The sequence below is a fragment of the Stenotrophomonas sp. 2694 genome (assembly GCF_040548715.1).
Lineage (GTDB): Bacteria > Pseudomonadota > Gammaproteobacteria > Xanthomonadales > Xanthomonadaceae > Stenotrophomonas > Stenotrophomonas indicatrix.
Genome location: NZ_JBEPSG010000003.1, coordinates 22,736 through 41,413, shown reverse-complemented (window position 1 = coordinate 41,413; position 18,678 = coordinate 22,736). Strand labels below are relative to the sequence as shown.

22 protein-coding genes are annotated in these 18,678 nt (G+C 67.1%); 10 read left to right on the top strand and 12 right to left on the bottom strand.

The window, feature by feature from the left end; genetic code table 11:
* Nucleotides 1-49: 49 nt before the first annotated feature.
* The 4 genes from ABIA73_RS05080 to ABIA73_RS05065 all read right to left on the bottom strand — a co-directional run bounded on the left by ABIA73_RS05080 (nt 50) and on the right by ABIA73_RS05065 (nt 2,863).
* Nucleotides 50-487: a hypothetical protein gene (locus tag ABIA73_RS05080; protein WP_025878357.1), complete on the bottom strand. Its 438-nt coding sequence runs from the start codon at nt 485-487 to the stop codon at nt 50-52.
* Complete coding sequence (locus ABIA73_RS05075) at nt 484-954, bottom strand: phage holin family protein (protein WP_025878358.1); 471 nt, start codon at nt 952-954, stop codon at nt 484-486. The genes ABIA73_RS05080 and ABIA73_RS05075 overlap by 4 nt, the downstream gene beginning before the upstream one ends.
* An 8-nt stretch (nt 955-962) precedes the next feature.
* Nucleotides 963-1,325: a hypothetical protein gene (locus ABIA73_RS05070; protein ID WP_025878359.1), complete on the bottom strand. Its 363-nt coding sequence runs from the start codon at nt 1,323-1,325 to the stop codon at nt 963-965.
* A 104-nt stretch (nt 1,326-1,429) separates the two neighbouring features.
* Entirely contained in the window at nt 1,430-2,863 is a 1,434-nt protein-coding gene (locus tag ABIA73_RS05065) for a Do family serine endopeptidase (RefSeq protein WP_025878360.1), read from the bottom strand.
* A gap of 489 nt (nt 2,864-3,352) precedes the next feature.
* Between ABIA73_RS05065 and ABIA73_RS05060 the strand changes: the two genes are divergently transcribed.
* On the top strand, nt 3,353-4,267 hold the full coding sequence (locus ABIA73_RS05060) for a histone (protein WP_354275507.1): 915 nt from the start codon (nt 3,353-3,355) through the stop codon (nt 4,265-4,267).
* A gap of 137 nt (nt 4,268-4,404) precedes the next feature.
* The gene (locus ABIA73_RS05055) at nt 4,405-5,103 is read left to right on the top strand and encodes a hypothetical protein (protein ID WP_134831883.1); all 699 of its coding nucleotides are present in this window, start codon (nt 4,405-4,407) and stop codon (nt 5,101-5,103) included.
* 15 nt (nt 5,104-5,118) lie between these two features.
* On the opposite strand, the gene ABIA73_RS05050 is transcribed toward ABIA73_RS05055, so the two are convergent.
* Nucleotides 5,119-5,478: a DUF1428 domain-containing protein gene (locus ABIA73_RS05050; protein WP_025878363.1), complete on the bottom strand. Its 360-nt coding sequence runs from the start codon at nt 5,476-5,478 to the stop codon at nt 5,119-5,121.
* A gap of 278 nt (nt 5,479-5,756) precedes the next feature.
* On the opposite strand from ABIA73_RS05050, the gene ABIA73_RS05045 reads away from it, so the two are divergent.
* Together ABIA73_RS05045 and ABIA73_RS05040 are read left to right on the top strand one after the other, a co-directional pair.
* Nucleotides 5,757-6,329 (top strand): OmpO family porin, encoded by a 573-nt coding sequence (locus tag ABIA73_RS05045; RefSeq protein ID WP_025878364.1) that lies wholly within the window; start codon nt 5,757-5,759, stop codon nt 6,327-6,329.
* A 191-nt stretch (nt 6,330-6,520) separates the two neighbouring features.
* Complete coding sequence (locus ABIA73_RS05040) at nt 6,521-7,198, top strand: response regulator (protein ID WP_025878365.1); 678 nt, start codon at nt 6,521-6,523, stop codon at nt 7,196-7,198.
* A gap of 9 nt (nt 7,199-7,207) precedes the next feature.
* Here the strand turns inward: ABIA73_RS05040 and ABIA73_RS05035 are convergent, their stop codons facing one another.
* Complete coding sequence (locus ABIA73_RS05035; RefSeq protein ID WP_218788447.1) at nt 7,208-7,597, bottom strand: DUF6165 family protein; 390 nt, start codon at nt 7,595-7,597, stop codon at nt 7,208-7,210.
* A gap of 165 nt (nt 7,598-7,762) precedes the next feature.
* Between ABIA73_RS05035 and ABIA73_RS05030 the strand changes: the two genes are divergently transcribed.
* The gene (locus ABIA73_RS05030; RefSeq protein ID WP_313283903.1) at nt 7,763-8,461 is read left to right on the top strand and encodes a TorF family putative porin; all 699 of its coding nucleotides are present in this window, start codon (nt 7,763-7,765) and stop codon (nt 8,459-8,461) included.
* Here ABIA73_RS05030 and ABIA73_RS05025 read toward each other — a convergent pair.
* Nucleotides 8,458-9,606 (bottom strand): MFS transporter, encoded by a 1,149-nt coding sequence (locus ABIA73_RS05025; protein WP_189914910.1) that lies wholly within the window; start codon nt 9,604-9,606, stop codon nt 8,458-8,460. The genes ABIA73_RS05030 and ABIA73_RS05025 overlap by 4 nt on opposite strands.
* A 144-nt stretch (nt 9,607-9,750) precedes the next feature.
* On the opposite strand from ABIA73_RS05025, the gene ABIA73_RS05020 reads away from it, so the two are divergent.
* Entirely contained in the window at nt 9,751-10,638 is an 888-nt protein-coding gene (locus tag ABIA73_RS05020) for a LysR family transcriptional regulator (protein WP_354275506.1), read from the top strand.
* Here ABIA73_RS05020 and ABIA73_RS05015 read toward each other — a convergent pair.
* Nucleotides 10,607-11,074 carry a YehS family protein gene (locus ABIA73_RS05015; RefSeq protein WP_088100722.1) on the bottom strand — a complete coding sequence of 156 codons (468 nt, stop codon included), beginning with the start codon at nt 11,072-11,074 and terminating at the stop codon, nt 10,607-10,609. The two genes, ABIA73_RS05020 and ABIA73_RS05015, sit on opposite strands and share 32 nt — an antisense overlap.
* An 85-nt stretch (nt 11,075-11,159) precedes the next feature.
* On the opposite strand from ABIA73_RS05015, the gene ABIA73_RS05010 reads away from it, so the two are divergent.
* Nucleotides 11,160-11,654, top strand: a complete 495-nt coding sequence (locus ABIA73_RS05010; protein WP_354275505.1) for a hypothetical protein — start codon at nt 11,160-11,162, stop codon at nt 11,652-11,654.
* An 88-nt stretch (nt 11,655-11,742) separates the two neighbouring features.
* On the top strand, nt 11,743-12,495 hold the full coding sequence (locus tag ABIA73_RS05005; RefSeq protein ID WP_025878372.1) for an SDR family NAD(P)-dependent oxidoreductase: 753 nt from the start codon (nt 11,743-11,745) through the stop codon (nt 12,493-12,495).
* Between the two features lie 85 nt (nt 12,496-12,580).
* Here the strand turns inward: ABIA73_RS05005 and ABIA73_RS05000 are convergent, their stop codons facing one another.
* The 4 genes from ABIA73_RS05000 to ABIA73_RS04985 form a co-directional block, all read right to left on the bottom strand.
* Nucleotides 12,581-13,474, bottom strand: a complete 894-nt coding sequence (locus tag ABIA73_RS05000) for an SPOR domain-containing protein (RefSeq protein WP_279208116.1) — start codon at nt 13,472-13,474, stop codon at nt 12,581-12,583.
* Nucleotides 13,475-13,495: 21 nt separating this feature from the next.
* Nucleotides 13,496-15,184, bottom strand: a complete 1,689-nt coding sequence (gene argS / locus ABIA73_RS04995) for an arginine--tRNA ligase (protein ID WP_279208117.1) — start codon at nt 15,182-15,184, stop codon at nt 13,496-13,498.
* Nucleotides 15,185-15,298: 114 nt separating this feature from the next.
* Nucleotides 15,299-16,003 (bottom strand): RadC family protein, encoded by a 705-nt coding sequence (gene radC / locus ABIA73_RS04990; RefSeq protein ID WP_025878375.1) that lies wholly within the window; start codon nt 16,001-16,003, stop codon nt 15,299-15,301.
* Between the two features lie 71 nt (nt 16,004-16,074).
* On the bottom strand, nt 16,075-16,701 hold the full coding sequence (locus ABIA73_RS04985; RefSeq protein WP_025878376.1) for a response regulator: 627 nt from the start codon (nt 16,699-16,701) through the stop codon (nt 16,075-16,077).
* Nucleotides 16,702-16,926: 225 nt separating this feature from the next.
* Between ABIA73_RS04985 and coaBC the strand changes: the two genes are divergently transcribed.
* Complete coding sequence (gene coaBC, locus ABIA73_RS04980) at nt 16,927-18,183, top strand: bifunctional phosphopantothenoylcysteine decarboxylase/phosphopantothenate--cysteine ligase CoaBC (RefSeq protein ID WP_059064131.1); 1,257 nt, start codon at nt 16,927-16,929, stop codon at nt 18,181-18,183.
* Nucleotides 18,180-18,668, top strand: a complete 489-nt coding sequence (gene dut / locus ABIA73_RS04975; protein WP_025878378.1) for a dUTP diphosphatase — start codon at nt 18,180-18,182, stop codon at nt 18,666-18,668. The genes coaBC and dut overlap by 4 nt, the downstream gene beginning before the upstream one ends.
* Nucleotides 18,669-18,678: the final 10 nt, after the last annotated feature.

The following is an 18,678-nucleotide window of genomic DNA, read 5'->3' as shown; positions in this document are numbered from 1 at the left end:
GAGAAGCCCATTATCGGCCCGCCGCGATCAACGCGGCGGGTAAGGTTCGTCAACGTTCGGACATCTCGGTCGCCGCTTCGGCCGGACGGGGCTCACGCAGCTCGGGCTCGGCCACCGGGCGTGCTGCCGGTCGTGCTGCGGCGGCGGGGGGCGGCCCGGCCGCTTCATCCACCTGGTCGGCGGCATCGTCTGCGGTTTCCGCCGCCTGCGCCGCCACCACCGAAGCAAACGCGGCCTGGGCACTGGCGAACAGGCTGGACACCGAACCGACCATCTGCAGCCAACGCGCTCCGTTGACCTTGCCCGGAACCTCCAGCTTGCCGGCGATGAACCCGCCGGCCAGACCCACCACCACGATGCGCAGTGGCGACCAGCCCTGTCGCCAGACCTGGCTGAGCACGTTCCAGTGGTCCTGGGTCTCGCCGAGGCGCACGGCCATCACCTGTTCGCAACGTTTCACACGCCGCTGCAGTGCACCGAACTTCATGGCTTGCCCTCCGGGATCTGCACGCCTGCATCGGGATCATCATCGGTGGGCTCATCGAACAGGCCCAACCGGGACAACTGACGCCGGGTGGCGTGCATGCCGGTGTGGTGGAAGAAGTAGGAAACGCGCCAGATCGCATAGCCGGTGACGGCCAGGCTCAGCAGCGAGGTGATCAGCAGGGCCTGCAGCCAGCTCAGGCCGAAGCTCTGCAGGAGGGCGATGAGGGTGGCGGCCAGCAACAGCCAGGCCGACGCACCGAACACGATGGCGACGCCGGCCCAGGCCAATGCGCGGCCGAACGCGCTGCGCGCCAGCGCGAAGTCCGCCGACGCCAACCGGCGCAGCGAACGCAGTGAGTGCTTGGCCGAATCGGCAGTCGCCCGGCCGGCTGCGCCGACCTGGCGGATGCTTTCGTCCAACGGCGGGGTGGCCGCCGGATCAGGACGTTGCGTGGTGTCTTCGCTCACGCCGCAGCTTACTTGTCGCTGCCGCGGGCCAGCTTGGCGATGATCCAGCCGGTAGCGAAGGCCACGCCGAACGAGGCCAGCGGACGTTCGCGGATCAGCTCAGCAGCGCTGTCGATCAGGTCCTTGCCCTTGTCCATCAGCGCGTCGACCTGTTCCTTGGCGGCGGCACCACCGAACTCGGCAGCAGCCAGGCCCGACAGCGCGCTGTCGGAAAGTTCAGCCTTGACGTTGGCCTTGCCGATGCGCAGTTCATCGGTCGCGGCGCCGGTAGCGCCCTTGATCGCACCGCCGGCAGCGCTGGCGGCCTGCTTCAGGTGGGAACCGGCTTCACCCAGGTGGTCCTTCAGGTTCTCGGTATTGGTGGGGCTCATCGAATCACTCCTGTTGCGATGGGGGAACGGGCGATCGGCGCTTGGCCGACCTGGACGTACAGCAATAGCATCACGTGGGTATAGGGGGCGTTACGGCCAGGCGATCAGCGCATCACCAACTGGCCCTGCTGCTGGCCATTGTTGCGCAGCACGCGCAGCACCAGGGTGGGCGGGCGCTGCTGGAAATTGGCGCGCCAGCTGGCCAGGTCGGCGAACTCGCCCACCGTGGCGTCGGTGATGATGTCGCCCTGCTGCAGGCCATTGGTCGCGGCGCGGCTGCCGCGCTTGACCTCGCTGACCAGCACGCCGCCCACGCCAGACTGACGCAGCGATTCGGGCAGGTCGACGAAGCTGGCACCGGTCAGGCGCGGGTCCAGGCTCTCGCCGCTGACCACGCGCGCCTGTTCCTTCAGCGTTGCCTTGATCTGCAGCGGCTTGCCTTCGCGGCGAACGTCCAGGGTCAGCACGCTGCCCACCGCCGCCAGGCCTTCCACGTTGTGCAGTGCTTCGGCACTGTCCACGCGCTGGCCGTTGGCCGATACCACCACGTCGCCCGGCTTCAGTCCTGCGGCGGCACCGGCCGAACCGGCCAGCACGCGGGTTACCAGGGCGCCGCGGGTTTCGCCCAGGCCCAGGCCCTGCGCGATCTGCGCGCTCAAGTTCTGGCTTTCGATGCCCAGCGTGCCGCGCACCACCACGCCATGCTTGACCAGCTGGTCCACCACGCTGCGGGCCAGGTTCGACGGAATCGCCAGGCCCAGGCCGATGTTGCCGGCCATGCTGCCCTGCGGGTTGAAGCTGGCGGTGTTGATGCCCACCAGCTGGCCCTGCAGGTTGACCAGTGCGCCACCGGAATTGCCGGGGTTGATCGATGCATCGGTCTGGATGAAGTTCTGGTAGCCCAGCCCGCGGATGCCACTGCGGCCCACCGCCGAGACGATGCCCGAGGTGACCGTCTGGCTGAAACCGAACGGATTGCCGATCGCGACCACGAAGTCGCCCACCCGCAGCTGGTCGCTGTTGCCCAGCTTGATGTCGGTCAGGTTCTGCGCCGGAATGCGGATCAGCGCGATGTCGGTGTCGCGGTCCGAGCCGAGGAACTCGGCCTTCACCGTGCGCCCATCGGCCAGTGTCACCTGCACGTCATCAGCGTTGTCGATGACGTGGTGGTTGGTCAGCACCAGGCCTTCGGTGGCATCGATGATGACGCCCGAACCGAGTGACTCGTTGATCCGCTCCTGCGGGATGTCCGGGAACAGGCGGCGGAAGAACGGGTCGTTGAAGAACGGGTTGCGTACCCGCACCACCTGCTTGGTGTTGACGCTGACCACCGCCGGCATCGCCTTTTCCAGCATCGGTGCAAGCGAAGGCACCGCCTGCCCGGCGACCGCGGCCGGCAGCGCTGCGGAGGTGGGCAGTACCGCCGGCAGCGGAGCGGCATCGGCACGGTTGTCCAGGTGCGCATTGAGGCCGGTGGCAACGAAGCCGCCGAAGGCAGCGGCGATTGCGAGCGTAAGCAGGGTGGGAAGCGGTCGCATGGGAGTCGGTTCGCAGGCTGAGGTTGGGGCCGTTGACGCATACGGTAGAACAAGCTGAATGAGTGTGTCGCGATCTGGATAAATGCCCCATGAAAATCCGACCCCCACCGCAGGCGCCGGAAAGCTGACGCGCGCACCACAACGCTGTTCGCGACAGCCGCGAGCGAGCGCCGCAAGGCACGCCGGCAGCGCCCTGATACACCGCGACACTTGCGCAGTTCCGCGCATCCCGACCTTGCGATGACGCTCAGTGCTGCGCGGATGTGTGGCTGCTGCCAGTGCCTGCATCGGCACGCCAGCAGCAGGCAGGCTGCGCCGCACACTGCTTAAAAAAAGGGATTTCCTGACTGCGGGGCACGTCAGCCGCCGTTATCGCTTACTCCAGTTGCGTCGCACCGGATGCGATTGGCCGGCCGTGCCCGTTCCACGATAGCCATTGTCGGTATAGCATCGCCCCGTTTTGACAATCCAGGCCCCTAGGAGGGCAACATGAGCAACGGTAATGGTGTGTCGGTCGTGACCGACGCCGTCGAGAACGTGAAAGAAACCGCCACCAACGTCGGCGAGACCATCGCCCACGCCGCCGAAGACGCAGTGAAGTCGGTCAAGAAGACCGTCAAGCGCGCCCGCAAGGCTGCCACCACCCGCGTCGCCAAGGCCAAGAAGGTCGTGGCCAAGGTCGAGAAGACCGTTGCCAAGAAGGCCGAGAAGGCTGCCAAGTCGGTCGGCAAGACCGTTGCCAACGCCAAGAAGAAGCTGGAAGCGGCCAAGAAGAACGCCAAGGCCGAAGCGGCTGCCCTGAAGAAGGAAGTGGCCAAGAAGAAGGCGGCTGCCGGCAAGACCGTGACCAAGAAGGCTGCTGCTGCCAAGAAGACCACCAAGGCTGCCGGCAAGAAGGTCGCTACCGTGAAGAAGGCCGCCACCAAGAAGGTTGCGACCGCCAAGAAGGCTGTGGCCAAGAAGACCGCTGCTGCCAAGAAGGTTGTCGGCAAGAAGGCCGCTACCGCCAAGAAGGCTGTGGCCAAGAAGACCGTGGCCGCCAAGAAGGTCGTCGGCAAGAAGGTCGCTACCGCCAAGAAGGCTGCGGCCAAGAAGACCGTCGCTGCCAAGAAGGTCGTCGGCAAGAAGACTGTCGCTGCCAAGAAGGTCGTCGGCAAGAAGACCGTCGCTGCCAAGAAGGTCGTCGGCAAGAAGACCGCCGCTGCCAAGAAGGTCGTCGGCAAGAAGACCGCCGCTGCCAAGAAGGTTGTCGGCAAGAAGACCGCTGCTGCCAAGAAGGTTGTCGGCAAGAAGGTCGCTGCTACCCGCAAGACGGTCGCCAAGAAGGCTGCACCGCTGAAGAAGGCCGTGGCCAAGAAGGCTCCGGCCAAGAAGGCCGTGCGCAAGGCTGCCAAGCGCAAGTAATCGCGCGTGGTTCGAAGGCCCTTCCGCTCATCGGGCGGGAGGGCCTTCTGCGTTTTCGGGGGGGCTGATCGTTGCCTGGCGTGGATCTGCGGCAGCAGCCTGGGGCAAGATGAAGGTCTTCCGCAGGAGCCCTGACCATGCGCGGCATCGATTTCAGTTCCTGGCAGGGCGTGCTGTCCACCCTGGCCGGGTTGGTCCTGATCACCCTGCTCGGCGTGGGCATCCGCCTGCTGGTGATGCAGACCCTGCAGCAGCGCCGCGAACGAGAGAATCGGCAGATCAATGAGCGGCTGCGTACCTTGATGGCGGCCTACAAGACGCTGGGCGGCTCCTTCACCGGTGAGCTGGGGGTCGATCCAACCCACCTGCGCGACCTGCGCCAGCGGGCCCACGAAGAAGGCATCGCCGAGCCGGGCTCGGATCGGGCCCGGCGCATCCGCGATGCGGTCGAAGCGGCCTTGTCGGACATCCTGCTGCTGGGCACCGACGAGCAGGTAAGGCTGGCCGCGCGCGCTGCCAGTGAACTGGCACAGGGGCGTGCGGTGCACACACACGAACTGGTGATCTCGCTGCGCGACTTCGTCCGCGAGGCGCTGGACCTTGCGCCGGTACCGGCCGACCTGGAGATCCCGCGCCAGGGGCCTACCCGCCCTGCGGGCAGCGCTGGCGGAAGTGGCAAGGGCCGCAACGAGGGCGAAGCCAAGGGCGGTCGCACCGGTGGAGGTGGCGGCGGTGGCGGCGGCATGGGTGCCGGAATGGGCGGGCTGGGTGTGGGTGCCGGTGCTGCGCTGGGTGCCGGCCACGCGGCGGGTGAGGATGAAGCGGGCGCCCGCTGAGGACGCCCGCCCGGGTCAGCGCTTGAGTTCGAAGATCGGCTCGAATCCGCCGTAGATCATCCGTGCACCGTCGAACGGCATGGGATTCTTCGACGGGTCCAACCGCGGGTCTTCCATCATTTTCTGCATGCCTGCATCGCGGGTGGCCTTGTCCGGCCACTCGATCCAGGAAAACACCACGGTCTCCTCCGCCGTGGCTTTCACCGCGCCGAAGAAGTCGGTGGTCTTGCCGTGCGGCACGTCATCGCCCCAGCACTCGACCACGCGCAGCGCGCCGTGTTCGAGGAACACCACGTCGCCGCTGCGCGCGTGGGCGAGGAACTTCTCCTTGTTGGCGGTGGGCACCGCCAGGACGAAACCATCGATGTAGCTCATCGCTTGCCTCCGGAATGGACCGTGCCAGGTGCACGGCCTTCATTGAGTCGACGCTTCAGGGCGCGGCAAATCGACATCGATTGCCGCGCCATTGAATCGAAGCGCGTGCGCGTACCGCGCGCGTATGCCTGAGCCTTGCTGAATCAATGCAAAAAATTCAGCAATGCGAAGACCGCTGTTTTCAGGGAGCGTTGTGGCGAATAACGGAGAATTTACATTCCCGATGCGATGGCGCCCTGGCGCTGCTGCACACCATAAGAAAGTAAAGGTGTACCCCCATGAAGAATTCGCTGATTGCTCTGGCTCTGGCCGCTGCCCTGCCGTTCACCGCTTCGGCCGCCGAGAACCTGTCCTACAACTACGCCGAGGCTGACTACGCCAAGACCGACGTTGACGGCATCAAGGCTGATGGCTGGGGCGTGAAGGGTTCCTACGGCTTCCTGCCGAACTTCCACGCTTTCGGCGAGTACAGCCGTCAGGAAGTCGACCACACCAACATCAAGGTTGACCAGTGGAAGGTCGGTGCCGGCTACAACGTCGAAATCGCTCCGTCGACCGACTTCGTTGCCCGCGTCGCCTACCAGAAGTTCGACCAGAAGCACGGCCTGGATTTCAACGGCTACAGCGCTGAAGCCGGTATCCGTACCGCGTTCGGTGCCCACGCTGAGGTCTACGGCCTGGTCGGTTACGAAGATTATTCGAAGAAGCACGGCGTCGACATCGACAGCCAGTGGTACGGCCGTCTGGGTGGTCAGGTCAAGCTGAACCAGAACTGGGGCCTCAACGGCGAGCTGAAGATGAACCGCCACGGCGACAAGGAATACACCGTCGGCCCGCGCTTCAGCTGGTAATTGCATCTACGGCGCGCCCGCGCGCTGTTCGTGCTGAAACAGGCCCGGCATTGCCGGGCCTGTTGCGTTGTGGGGAATCAGAACAGAGTCTGACTGCGATGCGCGGCGTCATGTTGCATTGCAATGAATTGGATTCCGCCACCGCCAGTGGCGGCCTACGGTGGATATCCCGTGCTGCCGGATACACCGCGATGCCGCCCGTACTCCCACCGCTGCTCCCCGACCGGCCGCGCCGTCTGGCGCTGCTGGATCCGCATCCGGTGCTGCGGCTGGGGGTGGAAGTGCTGCTGCACCAGCATAGCGGCGTGCACGTGCGCGGCAGCTACGCCAACGAAGATGACCTGGTGGAACTGCTGCAACGCGAACCCGGCTGCGTTGACCTGCTGGTGATCGATGCGCTGCCGCTGGGGGATCTTGGCGACGGGCTGCAGCTGCTGCGCGGATTGTCCCGGCGCTGGCCCAGCCTGCCGATACTGGTGCTGTCGGCGCACTGCAATGCCAGCACCGTGGCCACGACGATGCAGGCCGGCGCACGCGGCTTCCTGTCCAAGGCGACCACGCCGGAAATGCTGCTGCGCGCGGTGGACGTGGTGGCCCGCGGTGGGCGGTTCGTGCCCCCGGAGCTGCGCACGCAGCTGAATCGATCACGCGCTCGGCGCATGTCGGCGCCCAGCCTGACGCCACTGAGCCGGCGTGAACGCGAAGTGCTGCGGCTGGTGCTGCAGGGGTGCAGCACCGGCGAAGTGGCCCGGCGCTTCCAGCGCTCGGCCAGCACCATCAGCACGCAGAAGAAAGCGGCCTATCAGAAGCTCGGCATCCGCAGCGATCTCGAACTGTTCCGCATCCGCCACCTGCTGGAGTGTGGCTGACGGGCGCGCTTACTCGCCCTGGTACTGCTTTTCCTCGACCAGCGCCGAACCGGCAACACGGTTGATCTCGTTCTTCACCTGCACGCGTTCGCCGTTGGTGCCGTACACGCCGCGCGCCAGCTGGATGAACGCCTCGTCGAATACCTGCGCCGCTTCCTTGTCGCGCAGCTGGTCCTGGATCTCCCACATGCGCTCGTTGATGGCCTTCAACTGCGTCTTCAGCGCGGCCAGTGCCGGCTGCGCGTCAAGCTGCTGCAGCAGCAGCGGCAGCAGGCCGTCAAGCTCGGTGCGCACGTTGGCCAGCTTGGTCGCATCGTCGATGCGCTCGGCCTTGATCTCGAGAATGGTGATCTTGTCGATCAGCTCGCCGATCGATACCGGGGTCAGGATGGCGTCCACGTGGTTGGTTCCTGGAAATAGGCCCGCATGATACCGCGCCCACCGCGGCGCGGATTTACGCTGAATTTGCGCTGGCACGGCAGCATCGCCATCGAACCGTTACGGCCCTGCCATCGACACTGCCGTCCCGGCGGACAGACCGCCTTCGACGAGGAAGGGAGTGCAGTGAAGAGCAAGGGGATGATCATGGCCAGCGCGGCCGCACTGGCGGGGCTGCTGTGCGCCGGCAGCGTGCAGGCGCAGGTGCAGGTGAGTGGCACGGCGGCATTGACCAGCGACTATGTCTGGCGCGGCAGTTCGCAGAGCGAGGGCGATCCGGCCGCGCAGGTGGGGGCAAAGGTGACGGTGGGTTCGGGCTGGTATGCCAGCGCATGGGGATCGAATGTCTCGTTCACGCCGGACAGCGGGGCACGCAGCGAGTTCGATCTCGTCGCCGGCTGGTCCGGCGCGCTGTCGCCGGACTGGAGCCTGGATGCGAACCTCACCCGGTATGTCTATCCGGGCACTGGCCGCGCACTGGACTGGACCGAACTCAATGTCACCACCACCTGGAAGCAACGCGCCTGGCTGCAGGTTGCCCACTCCAACGATGCCCTGGCCGGCGGCCATCGCGGCACCTACGCACAGCTGGGCGTGCGGGTGCCGTTGAACGAGCGCGTGCGGTTGGAAGCGGCGGTGGGGCAGTACTGGCTGGCCACCGCGCAGGGGCCGGACTACCTGCATGGCCAGCTCAGTGCCATTGCCACGTTGACGCCGGCGTGGGAACTGCGCGCCACCGTGCATGACACCGACAGCGCCGCCAAGCGTCTGTTCCCGGGCAATGCCGGTGGACGCTGGGAACTGGCGCTGCAGGGCAGCTTCTAGTCGGCCGACGCGGCCTGGCGTGCGCGCCAGGCACTGGGCAGCCACACCAGCAGGGCCAGTACCGCCACCGCGGTACCGGCCACGCATACGCCGGTCCAGCCGAAACGCTGGTAGACCTGTGCCGACAGCAGCGAGCCCAGCGAACCCCCGATGAAATAGCCGGTCATGTAACCGGCATTGAGGCGGTTGCGTGCCTCCGGCTGCAGTGCGTAGATCAGGTTCTGGTTGCTGACATGCAGCAGCTGCGCGGCCAGGTCCAGCACCACCACGCCGACCAGCAGCGCCAGCAGCGAATGCGCCGACAGCCCCAGAGGCAGCCAGGACAGCAGCAACAGCACCAGCGCAATGGCCGTGGCCCGGCCGGTCTGGCCACGATCCGACATGCGCCCGGCAAGGCCGGCAGCCAGCGTACCGGCGGCACCGACCAGCCCGAACAGGCCGATGGTGGCGTCGCTGTAGGCATACGGCGGCTGCGCCAGCAGGAAGGCCAGTGGCGTCCAGAAGATCGCGAACATCGCAAAGCTGCACGCGCCGAGCAGCGTGCGCTGGCGCAGCACCGGCTCCTGCACGAACAGCGTGCCGATCGAGCGCAGCAGCGCGAAGTAGCTCAGCCCGGCGCTGTGGTGGAAACGCGGCAGGCCGCGCTGCAGGGCCAGCGCGGTCAGCACCAGCGTACCTGCAGCGATCGCATAGACCAGGCGCCAGTCGCCCAGGCTCGACAGCAGCCCGGCCACGGTGCGTGCCAGCAGGATGCCCAGCAGCAGCCCGCTCATCAGCGTGCCGACCACGCGGCCGCGATGCTCCGGTGCGGCCAGGGTGGCGGCGAACGGCACCAGCACCTGCGCCACCACCGAGAACAACCCGGTGATCGCGGTACCAGCCAGCAGCCATGGCAACGACGGCGCGCATGCGCTGATCACCAGTCCGCTGGCCGACAACAACGTCATCACCACGATCAGCCGGCGGCGCTCGAACAGGTCACCCAACGGCACCAGCAGGATCAGGCCAGCGGCGTAGCTCAACTGCGCAGCGGTCACCACCATGCCGACCTGGCCGAAAGGCACGCCGAAGGCATCGGCGATGGTATGCAGCAACGGCTGCGCGTAGTAATTGCTGGCCACCGCGATACCGGTGGCGACCGACATCAACAGGATCTGCCAGCGCTGCAGGGGAGGAAGGGAAGGGGACACGCGATGTTCCGTGAAGCAGGGCAGCACAGTGTCCGCCTGCTGCTCTCATGATGGAAATGAATCATCATCATCGCTGTCATCTGGAATTGAGATACGGGTGTGAACCTCAAGCAGCTCGAGTTCGCCGTGGCCCTGGCAGAAGAGGGCAACTTCACCCGTGCGGCCGCGCGCTGCCACGTCGTGCAGTCGGCCCTGAGCCATCAGATTGCCCATCTGGAGCAGGAGCTGGGCACGACGTTGTTCGAGCGGCTGCCGCGCCAGGTGCGCGCCACCGCGGCGGGAGAGGCGTTGCTGGTGCACGCCCGGCAGGTGCTGGCCAGCCTGCGCCACCTGCGTGCCGACGTCGCTGCCGTCAGTGGTGACGTGCGCGGGCTGCTGGCGATCGGGCAGATCTCGTCGCTGACCGGCATCGACGTGGTGGCCATGCTGGCTGCCTTCCAGCAGCAGCACCCGCAGGTGGAGTTCCAGTTGCGGGTGGACAAGAGCGAGACCCTGCTGCAGCAGGTGCAGTCGCGCGCACTGGACGTGGCGCTGGTGGGGCTGGCGCCGTCGGCCCATCTGGAGGGCGTCTGCCACCAGATGCTGCAGGAAGAGGATCTGGTGGCCGTGCTGGCGCCGCAGCATCGGTTGGCCACGCGCAAGCGGTTGCCGTTGGCGGCGCTGCAGGATGAGGCCCTGGTCGATTTCCCGCGGGGGACCGGCGCGCGCCGGCAGACCGATGATGCGTTCGCCGCAGCGGGCCTGCCGCATCAGGTGCGTTTCGAGGTCAACCTGATGGAACTGGTCGAGCGCTTCGTCCGCCACGGCCTGGCGGTGGGCATCGTGCCGGTGCGGATCGCCGACGGTTTCGAAGGGGTGGTGCAGGTGCCGCTGCAACCGACCCCGACCCGGCGCGTACATCTGGTCTGGCAGCGCCTGCCGACGCCGGCCGCACGCGCCTTCGTCGACGCCGTGCTCAGCTGCGCAGGCGCAGGCTCAGGCCCTTGAGGAAGTTGCGCAGCATCTGGTCCAGGCAGCGCCGGTAGTTCTTGTGGCCGGGCTGGCGGAACAGCGCGCCGAGTTCGGATTTGGAGACGTTGAAGCCGATGCTGGTGAAGATCTCCATCATGTCGACATCGCGCAGCTGGAAGGCCACGCGCAGCTTCTTCAACACCAGGTTGTTGTCGATGCGGGTTTCCACCGCGCGCGGCGTCTGGCCCTCATCGTGACCGCGCAGGTGCAGGATCAGGCCATCGAGAAAGTGCGCCAGCGCACTGTCGCTCATCGGCTGGAAACCCGGCTCGTCTTCGCGCAGCAGCCAGGCCTTGGCCTGGTCGACATCCACTTCGAACGCCGGATCGGCCATCTGGCACAGGGTCACCACGTGGTGGTCGCCGAGGTCCAGGGAGTAGCGCACGCTGCGCAGTACATCATTATTGATCATGGCCCATTGTACCGGCCCTGCGGCTGTAACCGGACTGTCACCGGATTGCAGCATCGTGAGCGCTGTTCTGCAGAGACCCTCTCCGATGCGCCGGTACCTCCTTTCCGTTCTGCTGGTCGCCAGCAGCTTCGCCGCCACCGCCCAGGACCGTTTCGTGCCCGTGGAGCAGCGTCTCAGCGCGGCCCAGCTGGCCGAAGTGGGCCTGGACGCGACCCAGCTGCAGACCCTGAACCGCGTGCTGCGCGAGGCCGAGGCATCCACGCCCGTACCCACGCGGGCGGCGGTTGCGGCCAACACCGGCGCGCCGTTGCCGGCCAACGTTCCCGCCCCGGCGGCGATGCACCTGGGCCTGGAAGAGGGGCCGGTCAGCGCCCGCGTGGTCGGCGACGTCGCGGGTTGGCAGCCGGGCACGGTGTTCACCCTCGACAACGGTCAGCAGTGGCAGGTGATGAAGGGCCAGATGAAGCTGCGCAAGACCCTGCAGACACCGCAGATCGAGGTGATTCCGGGTATCGCCGGGCGCTGGTTCCTGCAGGTCGACGAAGATCTGCCGAAGGCACGCGTGTTCCGCCTGCGCTGACCGCGCGCACCGCAGCGGGCCGATCCGGCAACGCAGCCGTGGGCCGACGGTGCCAGAATGGCGGTCTGGTTTCCCACGGAGTTGTCTGATGACCCGAACCGTCCTGATTACCGGCGCCACGTCCGGCTTCGGCGCCGCTGCCGTACACCGCTTCGCCCAGGCGGGCTGGAAAGTGATCGCCACCGGCCGTCGCAGCGAACGCCTGCAGCCGCTGGTCGAGCGCTACGGCAAGGAGGTGGTGCACGCGGCCGTGTTCGACGTGCGTGATCCGGTCGCGATGGAAGCGGCACTGCTGGCGCTGCCGCCGGCCTTCGGTGACATCGATCTGCTGGTCAACAATGCCGGTCTGGCCCAGGGCACCGCGCCGGCGCAGAGCGCCAGCCTGAAGGACTGGACGACGATGATCGACACCAACATCACCGCGCTGGTCACCCTGACCCATCGCCTGTTGCCGCAGCTGGTGGAGCGCAAGGGCGCCATCATCAACATTTCGTCGGTGGCCGGTGTCTATCCGTATCCGGGCGGCAACGCCTATGGCGGCACCAAGGCGTTCGTCAGCCAGTTCTCGCTGGGCCTGCGTTCGGACCTGCACGGTACCGGTGTACGCGTGACCACCATCGAACCGGGCATGGCCGAAACCGAGTTCACCGTGGTCCGCACCCATGGCGACCAGGTTGCGTCGGACAAGCTGTACACCGGCGCCAACCCGATGACCGCCGAAGACATCGCCGAGCAGATCTTCTGGGTGGCGAGCCTGCCCCCGCACCTGAACATCAATCGCCTGGAACTGATGCCCGTCAGCCAGTCGTTCGCCGGTTTCCAGGTTGCCCGCGAGAGCTGATCCGCTGTCTGCAGCGTCGAGCCCGGCGCTGCACGGGCAAAAAAAAGCCGGGCAATGCCCGGCTTTTTTCATTATGCCCGCACGCTTACTGCGCCTTGATCGCCATCGCCTGCAGGCCGGTGCCATCCAGCTTCTGCTTGGCTTCGGAAAGCTCACCGGCGGTGCCATAGGGCCCCATGCGTACGCGGTACACGGTCTTGCCGTTGATCTGCGCCGACTCCACGCGTGCGGCCAGGCCCATCATCGCCAGCTTGGCCTTGGTCGCTTCGGCATCGCCGGACGCGCCGAACGCACCGGCCTGCAGGATGTAGCGGGCGTTGTCGGCCGTTGCCGGGGCTGCTGCAGTGCTGGCGGCGGCCGGCGCGGTTTCGCTGCGTGCCGCAGGAGCGGCGGCACCGGTGCTGGTGCTGGCCGGCGCGGTGGTGGCCGCTGGCGCGGCGGTCGTCGGGCGTTCACTCACCGGCGTCGGCAGCGGACGGCTGGTGGCGGTCACCGGCGCGGTGCTGGCAACGCTCGCCGTCGCCGCAGGGGCTGCGGCCGCAACCGCCGCCGGCACGGGCTTGCCTTCCAGTGCGGCCTGCGCGCGCTGCGCTTCGGCCTTGCTCCGGCGCTGTTCCTCGGCGCGCGCGCTGGCGGCCAGTTCGGCGTCGGACATCTCCACTTCCTTGCCAGGCAGCAGGGTGTAGAAGTCGTACTGGGTGGCGGCCGGCTTTTCCGGCTCAGCCGGTTTCGGCGTGGCCGGCTGTGCGGCCGGCTGGGTGCCGACATCGCCTTCGCCATCGGCCACCGGCGCCGGCTGCGCGTTCGGGTTCGGCTGCGGACCGGCGCGCAGGAAGCCATCGCCCTCGCCCTTGAACAGGTTCGGCGCCGCCAGGAACACCACGGCGGCGATCGCCACGCCGGCAACCAGCCACACCCATCCGGGCGTGCCTTGGCTGCTGTTGCGCCGAGCCTGTGTCTTGCCGCGTCGTGCTGCCATGTCTACTGCGTCTCCTGAGGCTTACATTTTTTCCGGGGCGGAAACGCCCAGGAGGTCGAGGCCGTTGGCCAGTACCTGGCGCGCCGCGCAGGCCAGGGTCAACTTGGCATTGCGATCGGTCGCGTCGTCCACCAGCACCGGCGTCCCGTGATACCACGTGTGGAAGGCGTGCGCCAATTCGCGCAGGTACTGCGCGACCAGATGCGGTTCCAGCGCCACGCCGGCCGCTTCCACCACTTCCGGATAACGCGAGATCTCGTTCATCAGGGCCAGCGATGCGTCATCGGCCAGGCGGCCCAGATTGGACAGGCCGGTGCCCTGTTCGTAGACCATCCCCTTCTCCTGCGCCTGGCGCAGCAGGCTGCAGACACGGGCATGTGCGTACTGCACGTAGAACACCGGGTTGTCGTTGCTCTGCTGACGGGCCAGGTCGATGTCGAAAGTCAGCTGTGAATCGGGCTTGCGTGCGATCAGGAACCAGCGGGTCGCGTCGCGGCCGGCTTCTTCGATGAGGTCGCGCAGGGTGAAGTAGCTGCCGGCACGCTTGGACAGCTTCACTTCCTCGCCGCCGCGCATGACGGTGACCATCTGGTGCAGCACGTATTCCGGCCAGCCCTGCGGGATGCCCACTTCCATGGCCTGCAGGCCGGCACGCACGCGCGCCAGTGAACCGTGGTGGTCCGCGCCCAGTTCGGTGATCGCGCGCTCGTAGCCGCGCTGCCACTTGGACAGGTGGTAGGCCACGTCCGGCACGAAGTAGGTGAAGGTGCCGTCGGACTTGCGCATCACGCGGTCCTTGTCGTCACCGAAGTCGGTGCTGCGCAGCCACAGCGCGCCGCCTTCCTCATAGGTATGGCCCGACGCCTGCAGCTTGGCCACTGCCTCGGCGACCTTGCCATCGGCGTACAGCGAGCTTTCCAGGAAGTAGATGTCGAAATCCACGCCGAACGCGGCCAGGTCCAGGTTCTGCTCGTTGCGCAGGTAGGCCACGGCGAAGCGGCGGATCGCCTGCAGGTCGTCCGGGTCCTTGGCGCCGACCACCAGGGTGCCTTCCAGGTCGACGCTGGCGCCGGACATGTAGGCACGTGCCACGTCGGCGATGTAGTCGCCGCGGTAGCCGCCTTCCGGCCAGCCTTCCTGGTCCGGGGCAATGCCCTTCACGCGGGCCTGGGTCGACAGCGCCAGGTTCTCGATCTGCACGCCGGCATCGTTGTAGTAGAACTCGCGCTTGGCATTCCAGCCGTTGGCATCGAGCACGCGTGCCACGCAGTCGCCGATGGCCGCGGCGCGGCCGTGGCCGACATGCAGCGGACCGGTCGGGTTGGCCGACACATACTCCACGCCTACCGTGCGGCCATTGCCGGACAGGTTGCGGCCGTAATCGGCGCCTTCCTTGATGACGGTGACGGCTTCACGCTGGTACGCGGCCGGCGCCAGGTGGAAATTGATGAAGCCGGGGCCGGCGATCTCGACCTTGCTGACGTCTTCGCTGCGCGGCAGTGCCTCGACCAGCGCCTGTGCCAGTGCGCGCGGATTGCTGCGCGCGGCCTTGGCCAGCAGCATCGCGGCGTTGGTGGCGAAGTCGCCATGGTCGCGGGTCTTCGGGCGCTCGACCACGAAGTCCGGCGGCAGGGAGTCGACGGGCAGGGTGCCATTGGCGCGCAAGGCTTCGATGCCTTGGCTGATCAGGGCGCGGAGGAGATTTTTCACGAGGCCTGCTGTGAGAATGAGCGGCGGAATCGCCCATTTTAGCGCAGATGCCGGCCTCAACGCTGACCGGGGCCTGCCTGCCAGGGCACGCGTCGCGGCGTGCTGCTGCGGGGCTCATCCGACCAGGCGGGCCTGGAGCGGTGGCAGAAGACCCCGTTCAGCAAACGAAACCGGACGCCCCTCGCCGACCACGAAGTGGTCCAGCAGGCGGATGTCGACCAGTGCCAGGGCCCGTTGCAGTTCCTCGGTGATCTGCGCGTCGGCGGCCGAGGGTTCCGGGTCGCCAGAGGGATGGTTATGGCTGAGGATGACCGCGGCGGCGTTGTGCAGCAGGGCTCTGCGCACTACTTCACGGGGGTAGACCGGGGCCGCGTTGATGGTACCGGCGAACAGTTCCTCGCAGGCGATCAGGCGGTGGCGGTTGTCCAGGAACAGGACCACGAACAGTTCCCGTGCCTGCCCACGCAGACGGTGCTGCAGGTAACGGCCGACGGCGGCAGGGTTGTTGCCGACCGCTTCGCCCTGCTGCAGTTCAGCGGCCAGGTAGCGGTGGGCCAGTTCCAGCCCTGCGGCCAGCGTGCAGCTGCGAGCCGGCCCCAACCCAGGGAGTTTCGATAGTTCGCGGGCGGAGCGGTCCAGCAGCACCCGCAATGGGCCGTGGGCGAGCAACAGGTCGCGCGCGGTCTGTACGGCGTCCCGGCCGCCAATGCCGGAACCCAGGAACAGGGCCAGCAGTTCGGCGTCGGACAATGCCGTGGGACCCCGGGCCAGCAGCTTCTCGCGGGGACGCTCTTCTTCGGGCCATTCATGGATGGGCATGGCACCCATCATGGCGATCATCGCCGACCGCTCCCATAAGCCCTTGCCGCACCTGGGGGTCGGCCAAGCCCTCAGTCGCGCCGGGTCTGCAGGTAGTCGTAGAGTTCCTGGTTGGTCTGCAGGCCCAGCTTGCGCATGGCTTCGGCCTTCTGCCGGCTGATCGTCTTCGGGCTGCGCCCGCTGCGGTCGGCGATGGCATTGATGTTCAGGCCATCGGTCAGCAGTTGCAGCACTTCCAGTTCGCGTGTCGACAATGCGGCCGGTGGATGGGGGAACAGCAGATCGCGGGCCTGCAGGTGGCGCCGCAGCTGGTCGGAAACGAACACCTGCCCAGCCATGGCGGCATGCAGGGCCTGCGGTAGTTCGGCGAAGTCGGCGCTCTTGTCGACAAGGCCGTGTACGCCATCGCGCAGCAGGCCATCGAGCAACCCCGGGTGCCTGGCCCCGGTCAGCACTACCACGGGAAGGTCGGGATGGCGTTGGCGCAGCTCGGCCAGCAGTTCAGGGCCGTCCGGGCCGGGGCCGGGCATGGACAGGTCGGTGAGTACGGCGTGGCAGGGCTGCTGGACCAGCAGCTGCAGCAGTCCGGCACCGTCGGCAGCGGCACCGGCCACGTCCATCTGGTGACGCTCAAGCACGATTCGGATGCCGTGCAGGACGACCGGATGGTCGTCGGCAATGATGATGCGCGGTTGCACGGGGAACTCCTGGGAAATCGAACGGCACACCTCGGTGGCCAGCAATGATTCTGCAAAGCGGGGACGCGAAGAGGTATAGGAAAGTTCCGAATCGGCGCGCAGCAAACCCGGAAAACTCCATCGGCCCCCGCCCATGTGCAGATAGCCGCCCGCTATGTGCCGCGTGCACCGGGAGGTTGCTGGCCTTCGGGTAAGCTAACGCCCTCGTTTGCACAGGAATTCCAGGTGGCTGATTCTCCCAACGCTTCCCCGACGCGGACCCGCGCGCTGGAAGGCCAGAAACTGCTCTTGTGTGTCGGTGGCGGGATCGCGGCCTACAAGGCCCTGGAACTGGTTCGACGCCTGCGTGATGCCGGTGCGCTGGTGCAGGTGGCGATGACGGCCGGCGCCCAGCAGTTCGTCACCCCACTCAGCTTCCAGGCCCTTTCCGGCCAGCCGACCCGCACTACCTTGTGGGACAGCGCCGCCGAACAGGCCATGGGCCACATTGAACTGGCACGCTGGGCCGATCGCATCGTGATCGCGCCGGGTACCGCCGACCTGCTGGCCCGCCTGGCCCAGGGCCACGCCGATGACCTGGTCAGCACCTTGTGCCTGGCCAGCACCGCACCACTGACCGTGTGCCCGGCGATGAACCATCGAATGTGGCTGCATCCGGCCACCCAGGCCAATATCGCCCTGCTGCGCCAGCGCGGCGCGCAGGTGATCGGTCCGGTCGATGGGCCGCTGGCCGAAGGCGAATCCGGCCCCGGTCGTTTGGCCGAGCCGGCCGACATCGTCGCCGCCCTGGCCGCCAACGGCGCTGCCGCTGCCGCGGCGCCGGAAACGCGCGCCCTGCAGGGCCTGCGCCTGCTGATCAGCGCCGGCCCGACCTATGAAGACATCGATCCGGTGCGTTACGTGGGCAACCGCAGCAGCGGCAAGATGGGCTACGCGCTGGCCGCCGCTGCCGCCGGGCTCGGTGCCCAGGTGGTGCTGGTCAGCGGCCCGGTGCAGCTGCCGACGCCGCCCGGCGTGCAGCGCATCGATGTGCGCTCTGCCGCGCAGATGCGCGAGGCGGTACTGGATGCGTTGCCGGCCGACATCTACATCGGTGCTGCCGCCGTTTCCGACTACACCCCGCGCCAGGTGGCCGCGCAGAAGCTGAAGAAGACCGCCGACAGCCAGTCGCTGGTGATCGAGTTGGTGCGCACCCCGGACATCCTGGCCGAGGTTGCCGCGCAGACGCAGTCGTTGAAGCTGGTGGTCGGCTTTGCCGCCGAGACCCACGATGTGGAGAAATATGCGCGCGGCAAGCTGGTCGACAAGCGCCTGGACCTGGTGATCGCCAACCAGGTGGGCATCAGCGGCGGTGGTTTCGAAAGCGACAACAATGCCGCCACGGCCTTCTGGCAGGATGGCGAACAGGTATTCCCGGCTACTTCCAAGCGTGAGCTGGCCGAACAACTGCTGGCGCTGATCGCGCGGAGGCTTCAGGCATGACCCAGGCAAGCAACACCCACGGACTCTCCCCGCAACCGTTGCAGGTAAAGCTGCTCGACCCCCGCTTCGGCGACAGCTGGCCGCTGCCGGCCTATGCCACCGAAGCCAGCGCCGGCATGGACCTGCGCGCGGCGCTGGAAACCGCGCTGACCCTGCAGCCGGGCGATACCGCACTGGTCCCCAGCGGCCTGGCCATCCATATCGCCGATCCTCATCTGTGCGCAGTGATCCTGCCGCGTTCGGGCCTGGGCCACCGCCATGGCATCGTGCTCGGCAACGGCACCGGCCTGATCGATGCCGACTACCAGGGGCCGCTGCTGATCAGTGTCTGGAACCGTGGCCGCGAGGCCTTCACCATCGAGCCGGGCGATCGCATCGCCCAGTTGGTGATCGTGCCGATTGCCCGCGTCAGCCTGCAGGTGGTGGATACTTTCACCGACAGCGTGCGGGGAACGGGTGGATTCGGCCATACCGGGGTGCGTTGACAGGGGACAT